Below are 23,174 nucleotides of genomic sequence, written 5' to 3' on the forward strand. Positions count from 1 at the left end.
TTTTTTGGGCATAAAAGACTTGAAGCGCGGCCAAATCCACCGAACTTTAATAATATGAGGTCAGGATAAGCTGAGGGTTCGCCCGCGCCGCATCCGCAGGATAAGGAGCAGAACATGCCATCGTTTTCCAACACGCTCGAACAGGCGATTCACGGCGCGCTTGCGCTTGCCAATACCCGACGCCACGAATTGGCCACGCTAGAGCATCTTTTGCTCGCGCTGATTGATGAACCCGATGCCGCCCGCGTCATGACCGCCTGTGCGGTCGATATTGACGAGCTGCGTCAAACACTGATCGAATTTATTGATGATGAACTTTCGACCTTGGAAACCGAGGTCGAGGGATCGGAAGCCGTGCCCACCGCTGCCTTCCAGCGCGTGATCCAGCGCGCCGCGATCCATGTGCAATCCTCGGGTCGCTCGGAGGTGACGGGGGCCAATGTGCTGGTCGCGATCTTTGCCGAACGCGAAAGCAATGCCGCTTATTTCCTGCAAGAACAGGACATGACGCGCTATGACGCGGTGAATTTCATCGCCCATGGCGTCGCTAAAGACCCCGAATTCGGCGAGGCGCGCCCGGTGACTGGCGCCGAGGAAGAGCAAAAAGCCGAAGCTGCGGCGCAAGCGGGCGAGGCCAAGGAATCGGCGCTGGATAAATACTGCGTCAACCTCAACGTCAAATCCGAAAAGGGCGATGTTGACCCTCTGATCGGACGCGAATCCGAGGTCGAGCGCTGCATTCAGGTGCTCTGCCGTCGCCGCAAGAACAACCCGCTTTTGGTGGGCGATCCCGGCGTGGGTAAAACCGCGATTGCCGAGGGCTTGGCGCTGAAAATCACGCGCGGTGAAACGCCCGAAATCCTGTCGAAATCCACGATCTACTCGCTGGATATGGGCGCGCTTCTGGCGGGCACCCGCTATCGCGGCGATTTCGAGGAACGTCTCAAAGCGGTCGTCAAAGAACTGGAAGAGCATGAAGATGCGATCCTTTTCATCGACGAGATCCACACCGTGATCGGTGCGGGCGCGACCTCTGGCGGGGCGATGGATGCGTCGAACTTGCTCAAACCCGCGCTTGCGGGAGGCAAGCTGCGCACCATGGGCTCCACCACCTATAAGGAATTCCGCCAGCATTTCGAAAAGGACCGCGCGCTGAGCCGTCGCTTCCAGAAGATCGATGTCAACGAGCCCTCAGTGCCCGATTCCATCAAGATCCTGATGGGGCTGAAACCGTATTTCGAAAAGCATCACGACATCCGCTATACCAACGATGCGATCAAAACGGCAGTGGAACTGGCCGCGCGCTATGTCCATGACCGTAAACTGCCTGACAAGGCGATCGATGTCATTGATGAGGCCGGCGCGGCCCAGCACCTGCTCGCCGAAAGCAAAAAACGCAAAACCATCGGCCCGAAAGAAATCGAGGCCGTGGTTGCCAAAATCGCGCGTATCCCGGCGAAATCGGTCACCAAAAGCGATGCCGAAGTGCTGCGCGATCTTGAAAAATCGCTCAAGCGGGTGGTGTTTGGTCAGGATGCGGCAATCGACGCGCTGGCCTCGGCGATCAAGCTGGCCCGTGCGGGTCTGCGCGAGCCGGAAAAACCGATTGGCAACTACCTGTTTGCAGGCCCCACCGGGGTTGGTAAAACCGAGGTCGCCAACCAGCTTGCCGACAGTCTGGGCGTAGAATTGCTGCGTTTTGATATGTCGGAATACATGGAGAAACACGCGGTCTCGCGTCTGATCGGGGCGCCTCCGGGCTATGTTGGCTTTGATCAGGGCGGGATGCTGACGGATGGGGTCGATCAACACCCCCATTGCGTGCTGCTGCTCGATGAGATCGAAAAGGCGCACCCGGATGTCTACAACATCCTGCTGCAAGTCATGGATCACGGCAAGCTGACGGATCACAACGGTCGCACGGTGGATTTCCGCAATGTCATCTTGATCATGACCTCGAATGCGGGCGCATCCGAACAGGCGAAATCGGCCATCGGCTTTGGCCGTGACCGTCGCGAGGGCGAAGATACCGCCGCGATCGAGCGCACCTTCACGCCGGAATTCCGCAACCGTCTGGATGCGGTGGTCAGCTTTGCACCGCTGTCGCGCGATGTGATCTTGAAGGTGGTGGATAAGTTCGTGCTACAGCTTGAGGCACAGCTGATCGATCGCAACGTGCATATCGAGCTGACCCCGCAAGCCGCCAACTGGCTGGCCGAAAAGGGTTACGACGACAAGATGGGCGCACGCCCGCTGGGTCGTGTCATTCAAGAGCACATCAAAAAGCCGCTGGCGGAAGAATTGCTGTTTGGCAAACTGACCAAGGGCGGCGTGGCCAAGGTTTCGGTCAAGGATGGCGAGCTGCTGATCTCTGTCGAAGAGCTTGGTAAGAAACGCATTTCGGGAACGAAACCGCCACTTTTAACGGCCGAGTAACCGCGCGTGCTGCGTGCGGCCCTGATTAGCCTTCTCGTCCCGGCCCTGCCCTGCATGGCCGGGACGATTTCATTGCAACAGCCGGTTGACTGCACGCTTGGACAAAACTGCTACATCCAGAATTACGTAGATCGCGATCCCAGCCCCGGCGCGCGCGACGCAGGCTGCGGCCATCTGACTTATGACGGGCATAAGGGCACCGATTTTGCCTTACCGACCATCGGTGCGATGCAAGCAGGCGTCGATGTTCTGGCCGCCGCGCCCGGCACGGTCAAAGCGATCCGCGATGGCGAACCCGACCGCGCTTTTGTCAACGGGGCCTCGGTTGCGGGTAAGGAATGTGGCAACGGGATTTTGGTGGAAATGGGCGATGGTTGGGAAACGCAATATTGCCATCTGCGCAAAGGCTCCGTAGCCGTCAAACCCGGCGATCACGTCACCGCTGGCGAGACGCTGGGCCTTGTCGGGCAATCGGGAAAGGCGGAATTCCCCCATCTCCATATCGGCCTGCGCCATGACGGCAAAGTCATAGATCCGTTCGATCCTGATATGACGCAAACCTGCGCGCATGACATCACTAGGGACGAGCTATGGTCCAAGCCGTTGGCCTATGTGCCCTCGGGGCTGTTGCAAGTCGGGCTTGCCGACACGCCCCCCAGCTATGCTGCCATCAAATCGGGGATCATCCCCGCGACAACGCTACCCGGTGACGGGCCTGCTTTGGTTGCGTGGGTCTACGGGTTTGGCATGCAGGCGCAAGACGTTGTAAGCCTGAAAATCAACGGGCCAGACGGGTTTCACTTTGCCCATGACAGCCAGATCGCAAAGCCCAAAGCGTTGTTTTTTGAATTTGCGGGCAAGAAGACCCCGCCCGGCGGTTGGCCTGCGGGCGAGTATCGCGCACAGATCGCGCTAATCCGTGACGGTAAGGTCGTGAACAGCGGCGAGAGTCACATCAAGATCAACTGACAAGCCGCTGTTTCAGAACGCTATATTGCGTACGCTCTGTCACGGAATCGGCGCCGCGGGTCCGGGCTGCCCCGAGGGTTTCTCCGCCGCTTTCGACCGCTTGACGGTTTCTTCCTCTAACGCCTTTGCTGGCAGAAGCGAGAAGATCCGCGTGCCCGTCTCGGCTTTCATGCTCTCGGGATCGGTCACAAAGCGCAGATCTCCCTTGGCAGAAACCACCAGCACCGGCGCGGCATCGGGGCGCTTTTCACGCCACTCGACGAGACCGTATTCCTCGGTGAGGCGGGTGGTGCGAAACACCCAGCCTTGCGCCAAAAGGTCTTCCCAGCCTTCCAACGTGCGCCCCGCCCCAAAGCGGCGCCCGCCAAGCTGCGTGGGCAGCGCGTGGCGTTCGCGTTCATCCTTAACGCGGGGCACCTGCCAGACCTTGTCGCGCCCCAATTCGGGTGCCAGATCGGTCGCAACCAGCGTGTTATAGGCGTCATTATCGGTCGCGGCGAGCAGCGTGGTATAGGCCATCAACTCAAGCGAATCCTCGGCCGACTCGCCCAGAATATCGCCGTAGAAGGTCTTGACCCCGGCCGCGCGCGGGCGGATCAGATGGGCGTGGTTGGGATCGGTGATCAGCACCGGCACCTCGGCCTTCATCAATACCTCTGCCAGCGCGGTGGTAAAGCGCGAGCCCCCCACGATCAGCAGCCCCGGCTTGTCGGTATTGGCCAGCCCCAGCTTGCGCGCCAGCGGTGCCAGCGTAAAGCCATGCACGATCACCGTCACTAGCACCAACACAAAGGCCAGTGGCCCGATCCGCGCGCCATCCGCAACGCCCAGATCGACGAGGCGCTGCCCGAACAGCCCCGCAACCGCCACCAGCACGACGCCGCGCGGCCCGGTCAGCGCGATCAGAATACGCTCGTTGCGCGCCAGCCCCGAGCCGATCAGCGAAATAAACACCGTCAAGGGACGCGCCACCATCACCACAAGCACAACAAACAACGCCGCATGCCAATCCAGCGCCGCAAGCTGATCGACCTGAATATTGGCCGCCAACAAGATGAACACGCCCGACACCAGCAGCACCGTCGCATGTTCCTTGAAACGGCGCAGCTCTTCATATGAGGGCAAATCCGCATTGCCGATCACCAGCCCCATCACCGTCACCGCCAGCAATCCGCTTTCATGCAGCATCGAATTGGTCACCGCATAGGTCGCCAGAAGCGTGGCAAACAGTACCGGCACTTTCATGAATTCAGGCACCCGCCCGCGCCGGAAGGTCCAGGCAATCGCATAGCCCACGATCCCGCCCGCCACGGCGGCAAAAACGATGCCCAGCACCAGATGCCAGATCGCCTCGCCCATCGACAGGTTGGAGCGCAGTGTCACCACCACCTCAAAGGCCAGCACGGCGGCGAGCGCGCCGATCGGATCGTTGACGATGGCCTCCCATTGCAGCAAGCGCGCGGGTCGGCGCGAGAGTTTCGCAGTACGCAGCAGCGGCGCGATCACGGTCGGGCCGGTCACCACCATGATGCCGCCAAAAACCGAGGCCGCCTCCCAGCCAAGACCCGCGCCGTAAACCAGCGCCAGCGTTGACAAAAGCCAGCCCAGCGGCGCGCCGATAAAGACCAGCCGCGCGACCCCCGATTTCGCATCGCCCAGCCGGTGCAGATCGAGCGTAAAGCCGCCCTCAAACAAGATCACCGCCACCGCAAGCGCGATCAGCGGCCCCAGCAGATCGCCAAATTCCAAGCCGGGGTTCAACAGCCCCGTCGCCGGCCCGACAATCAGGCCCGCCGCCAGCATGATGACAATCGCCGGCAGGCGCAGCCGCCACGCAAGCCATTGCGCCCCAACGCCAACAACCCCGACAAGCCCGAAGGCCATAATCGGGTCAAGCCCCACCGTTTCCGCAACTGCCATACTTGTCCCTCAAACATGCGGCCCGATTCCGCTACAGGCCAAACCCGCTTCAAGAGGTCAGGTTCCAGCATGTTATGCAAGAGACGATAAACGGCCATGTCGCGCGCAAAGATTGACCTTTGTAGCGCAATCAGTTAGGGGAATTTCAGCCTCGCAATCCGGTGAGGTCAGGTCAGGGCGCCCAATTTCCGTTGCGCCCTCATGTGTGCGCCGCCCGACGCGGCTGCCACCGGACGCAATCAGGAAGCTTAAGGACGACGATGACGAAATTCTCCGATCTCAAACTGGACCCCAAGGTTCTGTCGGCTGTTGCCGATGCGGGCTATGAAACGCCCACGCCGATTCAGGCCGATGCGATCCCGCCCGCGCTTGAGGGCAAGGACGTTCTGGGCATCGCGCAGACCGGCACCGGCAAAACGGCAAGCTTCACGCTGCCGATGCTGACGCTGCTGCGCCGGGGCCGCGCGCGTGCGCGCATGCCGCGCAGCCTTGTGCTGTGCCCGACGCGGGAACTCGCCGCGCAAGTTGCGGAAAACTTTGATCTTTACGCTAAGAACACAAAACTCACCCGCGCGCTGCTAATCGGCGGCGTCAGCTTTGGAGAGCAGGACAAGCTGATCGACAAGGGCGTCGATGTGCTGATTGCAACGCCGGGCCGCCTGCTTGATCATTTCGAGCGTGGCAAACTGATCTTGACCGACGTGAAAATCATGGTCGTCGATGAGGCCGACCGGATGCTGGATATGGGCTTTATTCCCGATATCGAACGCATCTTCCAACTCACGCCCTTCACCCGCCAAACGCTGTTCTTCAGCGCCACGATGGCCCCTGAAATCGAGCGTATCACCAACACCTTCCTGCACGCCCCGGTGCGCGTGGAAGTGGCGCGTCAGGCGACGACGGGTGCGAATATCACGCAGAAACTGGTGCAAATCACGCCCGAGCGGCGCGATCAGACCGCCAAGACCAAGCGCGAATTGCTGCGTGCCTTGATCGAGGCTGAGGGCGAGGCCTGCACCAACGCGATCATCTTCTGCAACCGCAAGGTCGATGTCGATATCGTTGCGAAAAGCCTGCAGAAATACGGGTTTGACGCCGCCCCGATCCATGGCGATCTGGAGCAAAGCCAACGCACGCGCACGCTGGAATCCTTCCGCGATGGCGGGTTGAAACTGCTGATTGCTTCGGATGTGGCCGCGCGCGGGCTTGATGTGCCTGCCGTCAGCCATGTGTTCAACTACGATCTGCCGATGCATGCCGAGGATTACGTTCACCGCATAGGGCGCACCGGGCGTGCCGGGCGCAAAGGGGCGGCGATCTCGATTTCGACCCCCTCGGACGAGAAGTATCTGCAAGGCATCGAAAGCCTGATCGAAAGCGAGATTCCGCGCGCCGAACCGCCCGAGGGGTTCGCGCTGTCCGAAGGCGCCAAGACCGCGCCGCAAAAGCGTGACGACTCCAAAGGCGGGCGCAGCCGTGGCGGGCGCTCGCGTGATGGTGGGTCGCGCTCCAGCCGTGGGCCGCGTCCTCCCCGCGAGAGCAAAAAGATCGACCAGCAGGACAATGCGGCGACAACGCCGATTGCCCAAACTCCGGCACCCGAGCCAGCACCGGCGCAGGCTTCTGCGCCAGCCCCTGAACAGGCCGCGCCCGTCAAGCCCGAAGCGAAACCCGCAAACGAGCGCGACGACAATCGCCGTTCACGCGGTGGCCGCAATAACCGCCGCGATTCCGATCGTGGAAATTCGGTTGTCGGGATGGGCGATCATATGCCCGATTTCCTGACCCGCTCGTTCCGCACCAGCAAACCGGACACCGCGAGCGAAGTCGAAACCGAGGATAGCACCGAAAGCTAAGCCTATATTTTCGAACAAAAAAGACCGCCGGAGTTTCCTCTGGCGGGCTTTTTCATGATCAATCCGGGCACGGCGCAACCGCCGCGCCTAAGGGTTTTATTCGTCGGTCAGCCGCGAGGTCACCACGATCACCTCGGGTTTTTTGCCGATCTCTTCCATTGAGACCTGACGCGCGATGCGGCGCAGCGCCTCGTCCATCTTGTCGTCTTTCGACAGCACTTTGACCGACGCACGGTTGAGGAAATCCGTCATCTCGTCTTCGATCTGGTCGACCAGATTAGCACCGCCACGCCCCAGTTTCGGCAGGCCCATCGTTTCAACCCAAGGATCACCAAGCGGTTGATCCTGCTCGTCCAGAATAACCGTGACCAGCACCAGACCGTTCAGCGCCATACGGATACGCCCGCGCACCACACCATCCATCGCGCCGATCTTGACCGAGCCATCCAGATAGGTGCGCCCGGCTTCGATATATTCGACGACTTGGGGCACATGGCCCGAGAGATCAATCATCGAGCCGTTGATCGCCACTTCCGAGGCGATCCCCTTGGCTTGCGCGATCTTGGCATGTTCGCGCAGGTGGCGGTGTTCGCCATGCATCGGGATCAGCATTTTCGGGCGCAGCAGGTCGTGCACGGCCTCAAGATCAGGGCGGTTGGCGTGACCCGAGACGTGATACAGCCCGTCATGATCGTCGATCACATCCACGCCCATTTCGGAAAACGCGTTCATGATGCGGATCACGCCGCGCTCATTGCCGGGGATGGTTTTGGACGAAAACAGAAAGCTGTCGCCCTCTTTCATCTCAAGACCCAGATATTTCCCGCGCGACAGCTGTGCCGAGGCCGCGCGCCGTTCGCCTTGGCTTCCGGTCACAATCAACATCACATCGCCGCGCGGCAGTTTAACGGCCTCTTCGGGCGGGATCGTGCCGGGCATGCCCTTGAGAACGCCGGTTTCCTGAGCCGTGCCGACCATGCGTTTCATCGCACGCCCGAGCAGACAGACCGAGCGGCCCGCCGCAACGCCCGCCTCGGCGAGCGTTTTCAGACGCGCCACGTTGGAGGCAAAGGTGGTGGCCACGATCATACCGGTTTGATCGGCGATCAACTTGGTCAACGGCTCGGCCAAGGTCGCCTCGGAGCGGCCGGGCGCGGGCGAAAACACGTTGGTGGAATCACTCACCAGAACTTTGACGCCCTCACCTTCCTGCGCGATCTCGTGCCAGAGAACCGGATCAAACGCCTCGCCGACAATCGGATTGCCATCCAGTTTGAAGTCACCAGTATGCACGATGCGACCGGCGGGTGTGTCGATCACCAGCGCCGAGCTTTCGGGGATCGAATGCGACACCGGCACGAATTGCACGGCGAACGGCCCCGCGTCGATGGCATGCGGGCGCGGCTCGACGATCTGGATCGTCTCGGCGGGGATGCCTGCCTCTTCCAGCTTGAGCTGCCCGATCCGCCCCGTAAAGGCACGCGCAAACACCGGTTTGCGCAACTTGTTCCAGACATGGGCGAGCGCGCCGATATGGTCCTCATGGGCGTGGGTGATGAAAATCGCCTCGATGCGATCAGCGTTTTCCTCAAGCCAAGCGAGATCGGCCATGATCAGATCGACGCCGGGAGAGCTGTCCATATCGGGGAAGGTCACGCCCAGATCGACCACGATCAGCCGCTCTTTCCCCGCGCGCCCATAGCCGTAAACATAGGCATTCATGCCGATTTCGCCGGCACCGCCAAGGGGAAGATAGATCAATCGTTCTGTCACGCGGTTAGTCCTTTATTGTAGTCATACAGCAGGCGAAGGCCGTGCATGGTGAGGTCTTCCTCGACCTTATCGAAAAGATCGAACCCCTGATCAAACAGCGGCGCAAGCCCTCCGGTGGCGATCACCTTCATCGGGCGATCCCGCTCGACCCTTATCTGGCGCACGATACCTTCGACAAGACCAATATAGCCCCAAAATACGCCAGACTGAATGCAGGCGACGGTATTTGTCCCGATTACGGCTTGCGGCTTGGTGATATCGACATGGGGCAGTGCTGCGGCAGACTGGTGCAGCGCCTCAAGGCTCAGGTTCACACCGGGCGCAATCACGCCGCCGATATAAGCCCCATCGCGTGCCACCACGTCAAAGGTCGTCGCCGTGCCGAAATCGACCACGATAATATCGCCGCCATGACGGTCAAACCCGGCCGCGGCATTGACCAGACGGTCGGGGCCAACGGTTGTGCCCTCATCGACGCGCGGCGCGACGGGCAGATCGCATTCCGGCTTGCCCACCACCACGGGGCGGCAGTCGAAATAGCGGTTGCACAGCACACGCAGATTGAACACGACGCGCGGCACAGTTGAGGAGATAATCGTCTCGGAAATCTTGGCCTCGATGCCATGAAGCCGCATCAAGCCCTGAAGCCAGACGAAATACTCGTCCGCCGTGCGTTTGTGATTGGTTTCCATCCGCCAGGTCGAGAGAAACGCGTTCCCGTCCCAAATCGAAAACACCGTGTTGGTGTTGCCGCAATCAATACACAGAAGCATATCCGCCCCTTTTCGCACTCAAAAGAAAATATCGGCCGCCGCAATCGCGCGCGTCCCTTGTTGCTCACGCAGGATCAGCGCCCCGCTGTGATCAATCGTCTCGAAGATGCCGTGATGCGTTTGGCCGCCCACCCGCGCGGTGATCTGCTCGCCCAAGCGTGCCGCGCGCGCCAGCCACGCATTGCGGATCGCGTCAAACCCGTAGTCGCGAAACTGCTGATCGTAATGCGCGAACGCGCGCGCCAGCATCGGCAGAAAGTCATCCGGCGTGACGCGCATCCCGGTCTGCTCCAGCAGCGAGACGGGCACCATCGCGCCGGATTCCAGCGTGTCGGGTGCGGGCGTGTGAGCAAGGTTCACGCCAATTCCGATCGCCAATTTAAGCTGCGCGCCCTGCCCCAGCGTCTCTAGCAAAATTCCCGCGACTTTACCGCCGTCCAACAGCACATCATTGGGCCATTTGATCGCCAGTCGCGCATGCGGGCCTGCGACATGGCTTAGCGCCGCCTCAAGGGCAAGCGCCGCCACAAAGGAATACAGCGCGGCTTGCGCCAGCCCACCCTCTGGACGCATCACCAAAGTTGCCGAGAAATTCCCCTCGGGCGCGCGCCAAGCCCGGCCCCGCCGTCCGCGCGCCGCCGTCTGCACCCGCGCGAAGATCCATGTTGAACCCGAAAGGCCCGGCGCTAACCGGGCCGCTTCGTTCATCGTGGAATCGACCGAGGGCAGCACATGGCGCGCCACGCCCTCGGGCCAGACCGTGTCTTTAGTTGACAAGGGCCGCCGCCGCAGCCTGCGCTGCACCTTCGATACCAAAGAGGTTAAAGACGCCAAACACCGTCACCAGCGCCGAGGCTACCAACAGCCCCCATTGCACAGCGGGCATCCGGTGATCAAGCGGCTCGACCTCTTTGCCGAAATACATGAAGTAGATGATGCGGATATAGTAGAACGCCGCCACGACCGAGGTCAGCACCCCCAGCAGCGCCAGCCAGATATAGCCGCCCTGGATGGCCGCCGTCAGCACCGCGTATTTCGCAAAGAAGCCCAGCATCGGGGGCACGCCTGCAAGGCTGAACAGCAAGATCATCATCGCCAGCGCTTTGGTCGGCTCGCGGCTGGCATAAAGGTTGAGCGACTTGATATCGGTCACCGGCTGGCCATCGCGCTCCATCGACAGGATGAAGGCAAACACGCCCACATTCATTGTCACATAGATCGCCATATAGGTCAGCATCGCCTGCACCCCGAACACGGTGCCAGCGGTCAGGCCAAGCAGCGCGAACCCCATATGGGTGATCGAGGAATAGGCCATCAGACGCTTGATGTTGCGCTGGCTGATGGCGGCAAAAGACCCCAAGATCATCGACAGACCTGCCAGCAGCCCCAGCACTTGGCCCCATTGCGCGGGGACCTGACCGAAGGCGTCAAACAACAGTCGTGCGATCAGCGCCATCGCCGCGACTTTCGGCGCGGTCGAGAAGAACGCGGTGACGGGCGTGGGCGAGCCCTCGTAGACGTCGGGCGTCCACATGTGGAACGGCACCGCCGAGACCTTGAACGCCAGACCCGCGATCAGGAACACCAGACCGAACAGCAGCCCCATCGGCAATTGCCCCGCCTGCACCACCTGAATGATGCCCGAGAACTGGGTCGTGCCGGCAAAGCCGTAGGTCAGCGAGGCCCCATACAGCAGGATACCCGAGGACAGCGCGCCAAGGACGAAGTATTTCAGACCGGCTTCCGAGCTTTTCTCACTATCGCGGCGCAGGGCGGCGACGATGTAAAGCGCAAGAGATTGCAACTCGAGGCCCATATAAAGCGACATCAGGTTGCCCGCCGACACCATCATCATCATGCCGACAACCGACAGCGTGATCAGGATCGGGAATTCAAAGCGCAGCAACCCGCGCCGCTCCATGTAATCCGCGCTCATCGCAAGGATCAGCGCCGCAGCGATCAGCACCAGAACCTTGGCAAAGCGCGCAAAGGCATCGTCGATGAACAAACCGCCAAACGCTTGATGCGTGCCACTGTCACCCAGCCCGATCCAAGCCGCAATCACCAGCATGACAGCGCAAGTGACCCAAAGCAGCATTGGTGCCAGCTTGTCCTTGCCAAACCACACCCCGACCAGCAGGGCCGCCATCGCAAAGATGGACAGCAGGAATTCCGGCAGGACGGTAGAGAAATCCGAAGCAGTCATCTCTGGGGCTCCTCAGTGTTCGACCAGGTCGGACAGAAGATTGTCCGGCAGGGCTTCGTGATAGTTCTCGACCAGATTGGTCACGGAAGGTCCGATGATATCTGTCACCAGATCAGGATAGACGCCCAGGATCAGGGTCATCGCGACCATCGGCGCAAAGATCCATTTTTCTCGCGTGCTCAGATCGGTGATTGAGCGCAGGCTTTCCTTGATCAGATCGCCAAACACCACCCGACGGTAAAGCCACAGCGCATAGGCCGCCGACAAGATCACACCCGTCGTGGCCAGCGTCGCTGCCCAAGTATTCACTTGGAACGTGCCCACCAGGATCAGGAATTCCCCGACAAAGTTGGCGGTGCCGGGCAAGCCGACATTGGCCATGGTGAAGAACATGAAGATCAGCGCGTAAGATGGCATCCGTTTGGCCAGGCCGCCAAAGGCTGCGATCTCGCGGGTGTGCATCCGGTCGTAAATCACCCCGACGCAAAGGAACAGCGCGCCCGAGACGAAGCCGTGTGCCACAACCATCATGATACCGCCTTCGATACCCTGCTGCGTGCCCGAGAAGATCCCGAGCAGCACAAAGGCCATGTGCGCGACCGAGCTATAGGCGATCACCTTTTTCATGTCGTCTTGCACCAGCGCCACGAGCGAGGTGTAGATAATCGCGATCACCGCCAGCCACATCGCCCAAGGACCGACAACCATATTCCCGACCGGGAACATCGGCAGCGAAAACCGCAAGAAACCGTAATCCGCAAGCTTCAGCAACACAGCCGCCAGCACAATCGAACCCGCCGTGGGCGCTTGAACGTGCGCCGCAGGCAACCACGTGTGCACCGGCCAAAGCGGCATTTTCACCGCAAACGAGATGAAGAAGCCCAGCCAGAGCAGCGTCTGCACCCCGCCCGGTATTGTCACCCCAAGGATGTGCAGCGGCGTGTAGGGGAACTTGTCAGCCAGCAGGTTGGGCATGTCCGTCGTGCCGGTGTGGTAATAGATATAGATGATCGCAATCAGCATGAAGACAGAGCCGAAGAACGTATAGAGGAAGAACTTGAACGCGGCATAGACGCGCTGCTTGCCCCCCCAGATACCGATGATCAGGAACATCGGGATCAGACAGGCCTCATAAAACAGATAGAACAGCACCAGATCGAGCGTGACAAACGTGCCGATCATCAGCGTTTCCAGCAGCAGGAACGCGATCATGTATTCCTTGACGCGCTTTTTCACATCCCAGCTGGCCAGAATGACCAGCGGCATCATGAAGGTGGTCAGCAGCACGAACAGGATCGACAAGCCGTCGATGCCAACACGATATTGCAGGCCCATGATCCAGTTGTAATGCTCGACGAACTGGTAGTCGGTATTGGAGGGGTCAAACCCGGTCAGCAAGAACAGCGACACAAGGAAGGTCACCGCCGTTGCCGTCAGCGCAAGCCATTTGGCGTTGCGATCTGCGGCCTCGCTACCGCCCCGCTGCACCAGCGCAAGGATCAACGCAGCAACGGCGGGGATGAAGATGACAATAGAAAGCAGATGTTGCATCAGTTGCTCCCCCCGTTAAGCAAGACCCAGAACATCAGACCGACGATCCCGATCACCATCGCGAACGCGTAGTGGAACAGATAACCCGATTGCATCTTATTGATGAACCTCGTGAATTTCGGGACCATCCCGACAGCCACGCCATCAATCACGCGGTCAATCGAGCCTTCGTCCCCTTTCTTCCAGAACGTGTATCCGATCCACAAAGCCGGGCGCACAAAGATCGCCTCATACAGCTCGTCGAAATACCACTTGTTGAGCAGGAACCGGTGCAGCGCAGGCTGCGCCTCGGCGAGCCGTTTGGGCAGCCGCGTGTCCTTGATGTAGAACAGCCACGCCACGAACAGCCCGAGCACCATCGCCACAAAGGGCGAGACCTTGACCCAAGCGGGCGCGTGATGCGCATCCTCGATCACCGTGTTCTCGCCATGCATGAAGATCGCGCCTTGCGGGGCCACCCCCGGCAACGCCAGAACGCCTGCGGACGGTCCCATGTCGGGCGAATGCGCGGCATCGGCAGTCACTTCGGCCTCGGCTTGCGTTTCGGTCATTGCGTGGCCTGTGCCATCCGCTGCGCCATGCCCTTCGGCCATTTGCTCGGCATGGGCGGGCAGACCAAAGAACTTCACCAGTTTCGCGTGATCGCCAAAGAACACGTTGTACCAGATCATCCCGGCAAACACCGCGCCAAGGCTTAGAACCATCAGCGGCACGGTCATGACCAATCCGCTTTCCTTGGCGTGTTCGTGGGCGTGATGATCGCCGCGCGGCTTGCCAAAGAAGGTCAGGAAAATCAGGCGCCACGAGTAGAACGAGGTAAACGCAGCCGCGATGACCAGCATCCAGAACCCGTAACCCGAGCTATCACCAGCCCAGACGCTTTCGATGATCGCGTCCTTGGACAGGAACCCGGCGAAGCCGAAATGGGTCAAGGGAATGCCCACCCCGGTGATCGCCAGCGTGCCGGCAATCATCGCCCAGAAGGTGATCGGCACCTTCTTACGCAGACCACCATAGTTGCGCATGTCCTGTTCGTGATGCATCGCCGTAATCACCGAGCCTGCGGCAAGGAACAACAGCGCCTTGAAGAACGCGTGCGTCAGAAGGTGGAACATCGCAGCCGAATAGACCCCGACGCCAGCGGCAGCGAACATATAGCCAAGCTGGGACATCGTCGAATAGGCGATCACGCGCTTGATATCGTTTTGCACCAGACCAATCGTGGCGGCGACAAAAGCGGTGGTCGCGCCGATGATCAGGATGAACTCCTTGGCATGGGGCGCATATTCATACAGCGGCGACATCCGGCAGACGAGGAACACGCCCGCCGTCACCATCGTTGCAGCGTGAATCAGCGCCGACACAGGCGTCGGGCCTTCCATCGCGTCGGGCAACCATGTGTGCAAGAACAGCTGCGCCGATTTGCCCATCGCGCCAACGAATAGCAAGACCGCGATCAGCTCTGCCGCGTTCCACTGGGTCCAAAGGAAATGCAGATTGGTTTCCGCCAGCGCAGGCGCTGCGGCAAACACGTCATCCATCTTGAGCTCGCCGGTCATGTAAAACAGCCCGAACATGCCCAGCAGGAAGCCGAAATCGCCCACCCGGTTGACGATGAACGCCTTCATCGCCGCCGCATTGGCCGAGGGTTTCTTGTAATAGAACCCGATCAGCAGATACGAGGCCAGACCCACACCTTCCCAGCCAAAGAACATCTGAAGCAGGTTATCCGCCGTGACCAGCATCAACATGGTGAAGGTAAAGAACGACAGGTAAGAAAAGAAGCGCGCCTTGTAGCGCTCGTTCTCGGTCCAGTTTTCGTCATGGGCCATGTAGCCCCACGAATACAGGTGCACAAGCGCGGAGACGGTGGTCACGACGATCAGCATGATCGAGGTCAACCGGTCCATCCGGATCGACCAACTCGTGTCAAGCTCGCCGGAATTGATCCAGTTCATGATGTGGATGGGATACTTCACCCCGTCGAAGTTGAGAAACACAATCCATGACAGCGCGCAGGCCAGAAACAGCAGCCCCGTGGTCAGAACCATAGCGCCCTTCTCGCCGATCAAGCGCCAGCCAAAGCCACCAATGATCGCACCGACAAGCGGGGAAAAGAGAATGATCGTTTCCATTGGTCTCTTACCCCTTCATCACGTTGACGTCTTCGACCTCGATCGAGCCGCGGTTGCGGAAGAACACAACCAGGATCGCCAGACCAATCGCCGCCTCGGCCGCCGCGACCGTCAGGACGAACATGGTGAACACCTGCCCCACGAGATCGCCAAGATAGGCCGAGAAAGCCACGAAGTTGATATTCACCGCGAGCAGCATCAGCTCGATCGACATCAGAATGACGATGACGTTCTTGCGGTTCACGAAGATCCCGAAAATGCCGATCACAAACAGCGCCGCCGCGACGCCCAGATAATGTTCCAAACCGATCATGCCTGTGCCCTCCGCTCGGGATTGTTTGTCTTGTTTTGCATGCGCATCATCACAACCCCTGCCCCGGTTTCACATCCACCATTTCCATCGTCTTGCCCGGATCGCGATGCATCTGCGCGATCACGTTCTGGCGTTTGACATTCGTGCGATGGCGCAGCGTCAACAGGATCGCCCCGATCATCGCAACCAGCAGGATCAGCCCCGCTGTCTGGAACAGGTAGAGATATTTGTCATAGATGAGCATGCCGATGGCTTGAGTATTGGTCATCCCCTCGGGCATCGGTGACATCCGCAGGTTTTGCGCCATATCGGCGGTCTTCCAAGCCCCGAGCGCGACACCCAGCTGCACCAACATCACCACCGCGACCAGCAGACCCAGCGGCATATAGCGCGCGAATTCGCCCTTGAGGGCCGAGAAATCGACATCCAGCATCATCACGACGAACAGGAACAACACCGCGACCGCGCCGACATAGACGATGATCAGCAGCATCGCGACAAATTCCGCCCCCAGCAGCACAAACAGCCCCGACGCAGACAGGAAGGTCAGGATCAGCCAAAGCACCGAATGCACGGGGTTTTTCGAGATCACCACCATAAAGCCCGCGACTACCGCCACGATGGCAAAAAGGTAGAAGGCAAATACAAACACCGTCATGCGTTCTCTCCCGCGCTCTCGTCGCCGATCTCGTTAAAGACCGCTTGCGCGATCTCAAGGCCACGGCTCATGGCGGGCACCCCGCCAAACATGCTCATCTGAAAGATCGCTTCCGCGATCTCCCGCTGTGTCGCCCCCGATTCCAACGCGTTGCGGATCGCGAGGCGCAATTGCGGCTCCCCTTGCGATCCGGTCACGACCAGCCCCGCGATGGTGACCAGAAACCGCGTGCGCGCATCCAGCCCCTCCCGGTTGAAGGTCTTGCCGAAAAACATCTCGAGCATGTCTTTGGGCATGGACGGGATGAATTTCTCAAAGGCGGAGGGCGAGAAACTTTCCAAAGCCGGATTCATCGCGCGCGCCATCTCGTGGCTTTGCTCGACCATCGCTTGAAAGAGTTTCGTGAAATCCTGGGTCATAATGCCTTACCGATAGGGCGCGTCGAGTTCGAGGTTGCGGGCAATTTCCGCCTCCCAGCGCGCGCCGTTGTCGAGAAGTTTCTGCTTGTCGTAAAACAGCTCTTCGCGGGTTTCCGTCGAGAATTCGAAATTCGGCCCCTCGACAATCGCATCGACCGGGCAGGCCTCTTGGCAGAAGCCGCAATAGATGCATTTCGTCATGTCGATATCGTAGCGCGTGGTGCGACGTGATCCGTCGGCGCGCGGCTCGGCGTCAATGGTGATCGCTTGCGCGGGGCAAATCGCCTCGCACAGCTTGCACGCGATGCAGCGTTCCTCGCCATTGGGATAGCGGCGCAGCGCGTGCTCGCCCCGGAAACGCGGAGACAGCGGGCCTTTTTCATGCGGATAGTTCAGCGTCGGTTTGGGCGCAAAGAAATAGCGCATCCCCAGCCCGAACCCTTTGATGAAATCCACCAGCAGGAAGTATTTGGCGGCGCGGGTATAGTCGAAAGCCATCAATCAGCCCCCCATCGTCCAGCGGGCCCAAAAGTGCCCGAGGACTTCAAATTTCGCCAGAAACGCGATCAGCACGACCCATGCGCCCGAGAGCGGCAGGAACACCTTCCAGCCAATGCGCATCAGTTGGTCGTAGCGGTAGCGCGGCACGATTGCCTTCACCATCGCGAACATAAAGAAGAAGATCACCATCTTGCCAAACATCCACAGCGCGCCATCGGGCAAGCCGGGAATGGGCGACAGCCAGCCGCCAAAGAACAGCAGCGTCATCAGCGCGCACATCAGCCAGATCGCGATATATTCGCCCGCCATGAACAGCAGATACGGCGTCGAGGAATATTCCACCATAAAGCCTGCGACCAGTTCGGATTCCGCCTCGGGCAAGTCAAACGGCGGGCGGTTGGTTTCCGCCAGCGCCGAGATAAAGAACAGCGCCACCATCGGCAGGTGGGGCAGCCAATACCAGTTGAACAGCCCTAAGTTGCCCCTTTGCGCATCCACGATCGCGGTGAAATTCATCGAGCCGGTCGAGATAATCACACCGATGATGATCAGACCAAGGCTGACCTCATAGGAAATCATCTGCGCCGCCGAGCGCAAACTGCCCAGAAACGGGTATTTCGAGTTCGACGCCCAGCCGCCCATGATCACGCCGTAGACCTCTAGCGAGGAGATGGCGAACACGAACAGCACCGCGACGTTGATATTGGCCAGCACCCAGCCCGGCGCGAACGGGATCACCGCCCAAGACAGAATCGCCAGAACAAAGCTCAGCAGCGGCGCGAGGAAGAACACGACCTTGTCGGCCCCCGCCGGAATGACGATTTCCTTGACCACATATTTCAGCGCATCCGCGACCGATTGCAAAATGCCCCAAGGGCCAACCACGTTCGGCCCGCGCCGCATCTGCACCGCCGCCCAGATCTTGCGGTCGCCGTAGACCAGAAACAGCAGCGAAATCATCACAAAGGCAATGATCCCGATCCCCTGCACGAGGATAAGCAGAAACATACCCAAAGGTGTCGCCAGAAATTCAGCCATGGTTCCCCACTCTCCTCATACGGTCGGTATCCCTCGGTCCGCGCAGTCGCCGACCGTCACTTCCGCGTCGATCGTTTTCAATCCTTGCGGCAGGGCGGGCGAGATGGTGTAGACCGCATCCGCCCGCCAGATGCCACCCTCTTCATTCACATTCGTGCGCACATGACGCGCAAATCCGTAACCGCGGATCTGGGCATATTGTGCCGCCGCGCAACGCGCGTAATCATCCGCCGCCGTGGCCGTGCTGTCGTCGCCCGAAAGCGCGACGCGAAATTCCACCAGATTGTCGTCCAGCAGCCGTGTCTCGACGCCGCGATAGTCAATTTTGGGCGCATCCGCCGAGGCCTTACCCCCCGTGGGCGTGCACGCCGCCAGCCCGGCCAGAAGGCCGGGGGCAAGCGTTGCAATCCGGGGGAGGTTTGGCGTCATCTGCATTTACTCCGCCGCAACCGGGGCTTGCGCGCGCGCATGGGCGAGGCTCGCACATTCGCCCATCACCACCGAGGCCCGCGCGATCGGGTTGCTCAGATAGAACTCGCGGATCGCCGGGCGGAAGGTCGCCTTGCCCATATCGCGCGGGGAGATCAGGGTGACCTCGTTTTCAGGCACCTCATCCACCTTGGCGAGATGGGGCACAGCCGCGATCAGCGCGCGGCGCAGACCGGCCAGCGTGTCCCAAGGCTGCTTGGCGTCAAGCTGCGCGGACAGCGCGCGCAAGATCGCCCAGTTTTCCTTGGCATCGCCGGGCGGGAAGCCCGCGCGGAAGGCCAGTTGCGGGCGCCCTTCGGTATTGACGAACAGCCCGTGCTCTTCGGTATAGGCAGCACCGGGCAGGATGATATCGGCGCGATTTGCCCCGCGATCGCCGTGGCTGCCCTGATAGATCACGAACGGGCCACCATCGGCTGCCGAGGCGATATCCACCTCATCCGCGCCCATGTTGTAGATCACCTGCGCGCCCTCGATGGCGGCCATCAATCCGCCCTCGGTCACAGCGCCCACGTCCATCGCACCAACGCGCGCCGCAGCCGTGTGCAGCACCATCAGCTTGGAGTTGGAGTTTTCCGCCAGCTTCATCGCATGGGCCAGAACGGCCTCGCCATCGGCCTCGCTCAGCGCGCCTTGGCCAACGATCACGACCGTGTTCTTGGCCTTGGTTTCGTCAGTGATCTCGGCCCCCGACAGCCCTTCAAGCGCTGCGCGGTCGGTTCCGACATGGGTATACTCATAGGTCAGATCGCACGCCTCGCCGATCAGCGCGACCTGCGCACCTTTCACCCAAGCCTTGCGGATGCGTGCGTTCAGCACCGGAGCCTCGATGGCGGGATTGGCGCCGATGATTTGAACCGTCTCGGCAGTATCAAGATCGGCAATCGTCGCGTTGCCGACATAGCCATAGCGATTGCCAATCGGCAGGCGCGCGCCATCGGTGCGACATTCGACCGTGCCGCCCAGCCCCTCGATCAGCGATTTCAGCGCGAACGCCGCCTCGGTCGAGACCAGATCGCCAACCAGACCGGCAACCTTCTTGCCCTTCATCGCAACCGCAGCCGCCGCAAGCGCCTCGTCCCAGCCCGCTTTGCGCAGGCGACCGTTTTCACGGATATAGGGCGTATCCAGACGCTGGCGACGCAGCCCATCCCACACAAAGCGCGTCTTGTCGGAAATCCATTCCTCGTTCACGCCGTCATGGTTGCGCGGCAGAATACGCATCACTTCGCGCCCCTTGGTGTCCACGCGAATGTTGCTGCCCACCGCGTCCATCACGTCGATGGTTTCGGTCTTGGTCAGCTCCCACGGGCGGGCGGTAAAGGCGTAGGGTTTGGAGACCAGCGCGCCCACCGGGCAAAGATCAATGATATTGCCCTGCAAATTGCTATCGAGCGTCTCGTTCAGATACGAGCCGATCTCGCTATCCTCGCCCCGCCCCGTCTGGCCCATCTGGGTGATGCCCGCGACCTCGGTCGTAAAGCGCACGCAGCGGGTGCACGAAATGCAGCGCGTCATGTGAGTTTCAACGAGCGGCCCCAAATTCAGCTCGGTCGCGGCGCGTTTGGGTTCGCGGTAGCGCGAGAAGTCCACCCCGTAAGCCATTGCCTGATCTTGCAAATCGCACTCACCGCCCTGATCGCAGATCGGGCAATCCAGCGGGTGGTTAATGAGCAGAAACTCCATCACCCCCTCGCGGGCCTTCTTGACCATCGGCGAGTTCGTCTTGATCACCGGCGGCGCGCCTTCGGGACCGGGCCGCATATCCTTGACCTGCATCGCGCAACTCGCGGCGGGCTTGGGCGGGCCGCCCACGACCTCGACCAGACACATCCGGCAGTTGCCCGCAATCGAGAGACGCTCGTGGTAGCAAAAGCGCGGAATCTCGATCCCGGCCTGCTCGCAGGCCTGAATCAACGTCAGGTTCGGGTCGACCTCGACCTCTGCGCCGTCGATGATGATCTTTCTCAGGTCAGCCATGGCTATCCGTCACTTCTTGCTGGGCATGAAGGCCAGTTGCCCCCACGCGGTTATTCGTTGCGCGCCCTCAGGCGCAGCCTTTCGGGAAGACCCAAGCGCCATCCCGATACGTATCGTCAATCGACGAGGCCACCGCCCCACCGCACATCGCATTCGCCGCCCGCTTGGCCGCAGCGCCCTCGTCATTGCCAAAGGGCGTGCCGTCGCGCGTCACCACAAGCGCGCCCTGCCCGTTCAGCGCAGCCTGATAGCCCACAACCGGGGTCAATGCGCGCGGCGCTTTCGCCACCCGCTGACCGCCCGTGCCAACACAGCCCGCCAGCGCAAGCACGCCACCCGATATGATCACGCCCCGCATCATTGCGCGGCCACCTGCGCGCAGTTGCGCGTCTTCCAAAGCGTGGCTTGCGGCAGGTCTTTCCAACCAAAAGCACGATCCGAGGGGTCGTTTTCGCGCAACTCGTCCAGTCTCGCGAGCGCCTCATCCAGCGTGGGCTGATGGCCCGCAGGCACCCACCACATCACGAAATGCTGCTCACCAAGCAGTTCGAACCACTCGGCGCGACGTTCATAAAAGGCGCGATGCAGCGTGTTCCAGACGAACTTCTCAAGGCTGGCGACATCTTCCCAGACCGTCAGGTTGGACACGAATTGCGCATCGCCCCCGATCTTGGTTTCAGTATTGCCTTTGCCCGGCTCGCCCGAGCCTTCCATCATCCAGACAAACCCGTCCGAGCGCTTGCCCAGCCCGTTCACCGCATCCAGCGCCTTCATAAAAGGCTCCACACGCGGATCGCCGGGCTCGGCAACCAGTCGACCGATATTGAGTTCGGCCAGGTGATATCCGGCAGGTTGCATCATTCCGCAGCCATTGCCCCCACGCGGCCCGTTTTGCGCGCCTTGATGCGGTCTTCGATCTCTTCGCGGTAATGGCGGATCAGGCCTTGGATCGGCCATGCGGCGGCGTCGCCAAGGGCGCAGATCGTGTGACCTTCGACTTGTTTGGTGACCTCGAACAGCATGTCGATCTCTTCGATCTCGGCCTCGCCGCGCACCAGACGATCCATCACGCGCATCATCCAGCCCGTGCCTTCGCGACACGGCGTGCACTGGCCGCACGACTCATGTTTGAAGAATTTTGACAGCCGCCAGATCGCTTTGATGATGTCGGTGTCGTTATCCATCACGATCATGCAGGCGGTGCCGAAGCTCGATTTCAGCTCGCGCATGCCGTCGTAATCCATGATCGCATCTTCACACAGATGCGCGGGCAGAACCGGGCAGGACGCGCCGCCGGGGATCACCGCCTTAAGGTTTTTCCAGCCACCACGCACGCCGCCGCCATGTTTCTCGATCAGCTCTTTCATGCTGATCGACATGCTTTCCTCGATCACGCAGGGCGTGTTCACATGGCCCGACATCGCAAACAGCTTGACGCCGGTGTTGTTGGGGCGGCCAAAGCCGGCATACCATTCCGCGCCACGGCGTAGGATCGTGGGCACAACGGCGATGGATTCCACGTTGTTCACCGTTGTCGGGCAGCCATAAAGACCCGCCCCCGCTGGGAACGGCGGCTTCATGCGCGGCATGCCCTTTTTGCCCTCAAGGCTTTCAAGCAGCGCGGTTTCCTCGCCACAAATATACGCGCCCGCACCGTGGCTCAGATAGACGTCGTAATCATAGCCCGATTTGCAGGCGTTCTTGCCGATCAGCCCGTCTTCATAGGCCTCGTCGATGGCGCGTTGCAGCGCCTCTTTCTCGCGCACATATTCGCCGCGAATGTAGATATAGGCCGCCGCCGCGCCCATCGCGAAACCGGCGATCAACGCGCCCTCCACCAGCGTGTGAGGATCGTGGCGCATGATTTCGCGGTCTTTACAGGTCGCGGGCTCGGATTCATCGGCGTTGATCACGAGAAAGGCCGGGCGACCATCGGATTCCTTGGGCATAAAGGACCATTTCAGACCGGTCGGGAAACCCGCCCCGCCCCGGCCTCGCAGCCCCGAGGCCTTGACCTGTTCAACAATCCAGTCGCGCCCTTTGGACAGGATTTCGCCCGTGCCATCCCAATGGCCGCGCGACTTTGCCCCTGCAAGCGAGCGGTCATGCATCCCGTAGATGTTGGTAAAGATCCGGTCTTGATCCTTCAGCATGGTG

General features: G+C 60.5%; 20 protein-coding genes. 3 read left to right on the forward strand and 17 right to left on the reverse strand.

All coding sequences use genetic code 11. The features are described from left to right. Positions 1–114 precede the first annotated feature (114 nt). Together clpA and DT23_RS00390 are read left to right on the forward strand one after the other, a co-directional pair. On the forward strand, positions 115–2,436 hold the full coding sequence (gene clpA / locus DT23_RS00385; RefSeq protein WP_038127084.1) for an ATP-dependent Clp protease ATP-binding subunit ClpA: 2,322 nt from the start codon (positions 115–117) through the stop codon (positions 2,434–2,436). A 72-nt stretch (positions 2,437–2,508) separates the two neighbouring features. Beyond that, positions 2,509–3,405: a M23 family metallopeptidase gene (locus DT23_RS00390; protein WP_162177158.1), complete on the forward strand. Its 897-nt coding sequence runs from the start codon at positions 2,509–2,511 to the stop codon at positions 3,403–3,405. A 39-nt stretch (positions 3,406–3,444) separates the two neighbouring features. Here the strand turns inward: DT23_RS00390 and DT23_RS00395 are convergent, their stop codons facing one another. After that, entirely contained in the window at positions 3,445–5,325 is a 1,881-nt protein-coding gene (locus tag DT23_RS00395) for a cation:proton antiporter (RefSeq protein ID WP_081846861.1), read from the reverse strand. A gap of 260 nt (positions 5,326–5,585) precedes the next feature. On the opposite strand from DT23_RS00395, the gene DT23_RS00400 reads away from it, so the two are divergent. Continuing rightward, positions 5,586–7,181 carry a DEAD/DEAH box helicase gene (locus DT23_RS00400; protein WP_051696934.1) on the forward strand — a complete coding sequence of 532 codons (1,596 nt, stop codon included), beginning with the start codon at positions 5,586–5,588 and terminating at the stop codon, positions 7,179–7,181. Positions 7,182–7,277: 96 nt separating this feature from the next. On the opposite strand, the gene DT23_RS00405 is transcribed toward DT23_RS00400, so the two are convergent. From DT23_RS00405 to nuoF, 16 genes are all read right to left on the reverse strand, one after another. Then, positions 7,278–8,903: a ribonuclease J gene (locus DT23_RS00405; RefSeq protein ID WP_051696935.1), complete on the reverse strand. Its 1,626-nt coding sequence runs from the start codon at positions 8,901–8,903 to the stop codon at positions 7,278–7,280. A gap of 47 nt (positions 8,904–8,950) precedes the next feature. Continuing rightward, the gene (locus DT23_RS00410; RefSeq protein WP_038127091.1) at positions 8,951–9,727 is read right to left on the reverse strand and encodes a type III pantothenate kinase; all 777 of its coding nucleotides are present in this window, start codon (positions 9,725–9,727) and stop codon (positions 8,951–8,953) included. Positions 9,728–9,745: 18 nt separating this feature from the next. Further along, a complete protein-coding gene (locus DT23_RS00415; RefSeq protein WP_038127094.1) occupies positions 9,746–10,504 on the reverse strand; it encodes a biotin--[acetyl-CoA-carboxylase] ligase in 759 nt (252 codons plus the stop codon). Then, a complete protein-coding gene (gene nuoN, locus DT23_RS00420; RefSeq protein ID WP_038127099.1) occupies positions 10,494–11,933 on the reverse strand; it encodes an NADH-quinone oxidoreductase subunit NuoN in 1,440 nt (479 codons plus the stop codon). The genes DT23_RS00415 and nuoN overlap by 11 nt, the downstream gene beginning before the upstream one ends. Before the next feature lie 12 nt (positions 11,934–11,945). Then, the gene (locus tag DT23_RS00425) at positions 11,946–13,484 is read right to left on the reverse strand and encodes an NADH-quinone oxidoreductase subunit M (RefSeq protein ID WP_038127102.1); all 1,539 of its coding nucleotides are present in this window, start codon (positions 13,482–13,484) and stop codon (positions 11,946–11,948) included. Further along, positions 13,484–15,619 carry an NADH-quinone oxidoreductase subunit L gene (gene nuoL / locus DT23_RS00430; RefSeq protein ID WP_038127104.1) on the reverse strand — a complete coding sequence of 712 codons (2,136 nt, stop codon included), beginning with the start codon at positions 15,617–15,619 and terminating at the stop codon, positions 13,484–13,486. The genes DT23_RS00425 and nuoL overlap by 1 nt, the downstream gene beginning before the upstream one ends. Positions 15,620–15,626: 7 nt before the next feature. Beyond that, positions 15,627–15,932: an NADH-quinone oxidoreductase subunit NuoK gene (gene nuoK, locus DT23_RS00435; protein ID WP_038127105.1), complete on the reverse strand. Its 306-nt coding sequence runs from the start codon at positions 15,930–15,932 to the stop codon at positions 15,627–15,629. Positions 15,933–15,981: 49 nt separating this feature from the next. Further along, positions 15,982–16,590 carry an NADH-quinone oxidoreductase subunit J gene (locus DT23_RS00440; RefSeq protein ID WP_038127106.1) on the reverse strand — a complete coding sequence of 203 codons (609 nt, stop codon included), beginning with the start codon at positions 16,588–16,590 and terminating at the stop codon, positions 15,982–15,984. Continuing rightward, positions 16,587–17,009 (reverse strand): carboxymuconolactone decarboxylase family protein, encoded by a 423-nt coding sequence (locus DT23_RS00445; protein WP_038127108.1) that lies wholly within the window; start codon positions 17,007–17,009, stop codon positions 16,587–16,589. The genes DT23_RS00440 and DT23_RS00445 overlap by 4 nt, the downstream gene beginning before the upstream one ends. 6 nt (positions 17,010–17,015) lie before the next feature. Further along, on the reverse strand, positions 17,016–17,507 hold the full coding sequence (gene nuoI / locus DT23_RS00450; protein ID WP_038127110.1) for an NADH-quinone oxidoreductase subunit NuoI: 492 nt from the start codon (positions 17,505–17,507) through the stop codon (positions 17,016–17,018). Positions 17,508–17,510: 3 nt separating this feature from the next. Further along, positions 17,511–18,548, reverse strand: coding sequence for an NADH-quinone oxidoreductase subunit NuoH (gene nuoH / locus DT23_RS00455; protein ID WP_038127113.1), 1,038 nt, complete (start codon positions 18,546–18,548; stop codon positions 17,511–17,513). Positions 18,549–18,563: 15 nt separating this feature from the next. Then, entirely contained in the window at positions 18,564–18,983 is a 420-nt protein-coding gene (locus tag DT23_RS00460) for a hypothetical protein (RefSeq protein WP_051696936.1), read from the reverse strand. Continuing rightward, positions 18,984–21,017 carry an NADH-quinone oxidoreductase subunit NuoG gene (gene nuoG / locus DT23_RS00465; RefSeq protein ID WP_038127116.1) on the reverse strand — a complete coding sequence of 678 codons (2,034 nt, stop codon included), beginning with the start codon at positions 21,015–21,017 and terminating at the stop codon, positions 18,984–18,986. Between the two features lie 67 nt (positions 21,018–21,084). Further along, positions 21,085–21,378, reverse strand: a complete 294-nt coding sequence (locus DT23_RS00470; RefSeq protein ID WP_038127119.1) for a hypothetical protein — start codon at positions 21,376–21,378, stop codon at positions 21,085–21,087. Further along, a complete protein-coding gene (locus tag DT23_RS00475; protein WP_038127673.1) occupies positions 21,375–21,875 on the reverse strand; it encodes a DUF3291 domain-containing protein in 501 nt (166 codons plus the stop codon). Before DT23_RS00475 ends, DT23_RS00470 begins: the two co-directional genes overlap by 4 nt. Further along, entirely contained in the window at positions 21,875–23,170 is a 1,296-nt protein-coding gene (gene nuoF / locus DT23_RS00480) for an NADH-quinone oxidoreductase subunit NuoF (protein ID WP_038127120.1), read from the reverse strand. The genes DT23_RS00475 and nuoF overlap by 1 nt, the downstream gene beginning before the upstream one ends. Between the last annotated feature and the right edge of the window lie 4 nt (positions 23,171–23,174).

This window comes from Thioclava indica, from assembly GCF_000714545.1.
GTDB lineage: Bacteria > Pseudomonadota > Alphaproteobacteria > Rhodobacterales > Rhodobacteraceae > Thioclava > Thioclava indica.

Bases quoted from the DNA above. Each gene is read 5' to 3' on its own strand.
- nuoG (WP_038127116.1), bottom strand. From the start codon at position 21,017: ATGGCTGACCTGAGAAAGATCATCATCGACGGCGCAGAGGTCGAGGTC.
- clpA (WP_038127084.1), top strand. From the start codon at position 115: ATGCCATCGTTTTCCAACACGCTCGAACAGGCGATTCACGGCGCGCTT.
- nuoF (WP_038127120.1), bottom strand. From the start codon at position 23,170: ATGCTGAAGGATCAAGACCGGATCTTTACCAACATCTACGGGATGCAT.
- DT23_RS00470 (WP_038127119.1), bottom strand. From the start codon at position 21,378: ATGATGCGGGGCGTGATCATATCGGGTGGCGTGCTTGCGCTGGCGGGC.
- nuoI (WP_038127110.1), bottom strand. From the start codon at position 17,507: ATGGCTTTCGACTATACCCGCGCCGCCAAATACTTCCTGCTGGTGGAT.
- DT23_RS00395 (WP_081846861.1), bottom strand. From the start codon at position 5,325: ATGGCAGTTGCGGAAACGGTGGGGCTTGACCCGATTATGGCCTTCGGG.
- DT23_RS00410 (WP_038127091.1), bottom strand. From the start codon at position 9,727: ATGCTTCTGTGTATTGATTGCGGCAACACCAACACGGTGTTTTCGATT.
- DT23_RS00425 (WP_038127102.1), bottom strand. From the start codon at position 13,484: ATGCAACATCTGCTTTCTATTGTCATCTTCATCCCCGCCGTTGCTGCG.
- DT23_RS00475 (WP_038127673.1), bottom strand. From the start codon at position 21,875: ATGCAACCTGCCGGATATCACCTGGCCGAACTCAATATCGGTCGACTG.
- DT23_RS00440 (WP_038127106.1), bottom strand. From the start codon at position 16,590: ATGACGGTGTTTGTATTTGCCTTCTACCTTTTTGCCATCGTGGCGGTA.
- DT23_RS00400 (WP_051696934.1), top strand. From the start codon at position 5,586: ATGACGAAATTCTCCGATCTCAAACTGGACCCCAAGGTTCTGTCGGCT.
- nuoL (WP_038127104.1), bottom strand. From the start codon at position 15,619: ATGGAAACGATCATTCTCTTTTCCCCGCTTGTCGGTGCGATCATTGGT.
- nuoK (WP_038127105.1), bottom strand. From the start codon at position 15,932: ATGATCGGTTTGGAACATTATCTGGGCGTCGCGGCGGCGCTGTTTGTG.
- nuoH (WP_038127113.1), bottom strand. From the start codon at position 18,548: ATGGCTGAATTTCTGGCGACACCTTTGGGTATGTTTCTGCTTATCCTC.
- DT23_RS00460 (WP_051696936.1), bottom strand. From the start codon at position 18,983: ATGCAGATGACGCCAAACCTCCCCCGGATTGCAACGCTTGCCCCCGGC.
- DT23_RS00445 (WP_038127108.1), bottom strand. From the start codon at position 17,009: ATGACCCAGGATTTCACGAAACTCTTTCAAGCGATGGTCGAGCAAAGC.
- nuoN (WP_038127099.1), bottom strand. From the start codon at position 11,933: ATGACTGCTTCGGATTTCTCTACCGTCCTGCCGGAATTCCTGCTGTCC.
- DT23_RS00405 (WP_051696935.1), bottom strand. From the start codon at position 8,903: ATGAATGCCTATGTTTACGGCTATGGGCGCGCGGGGAAAGAGCGGCTG.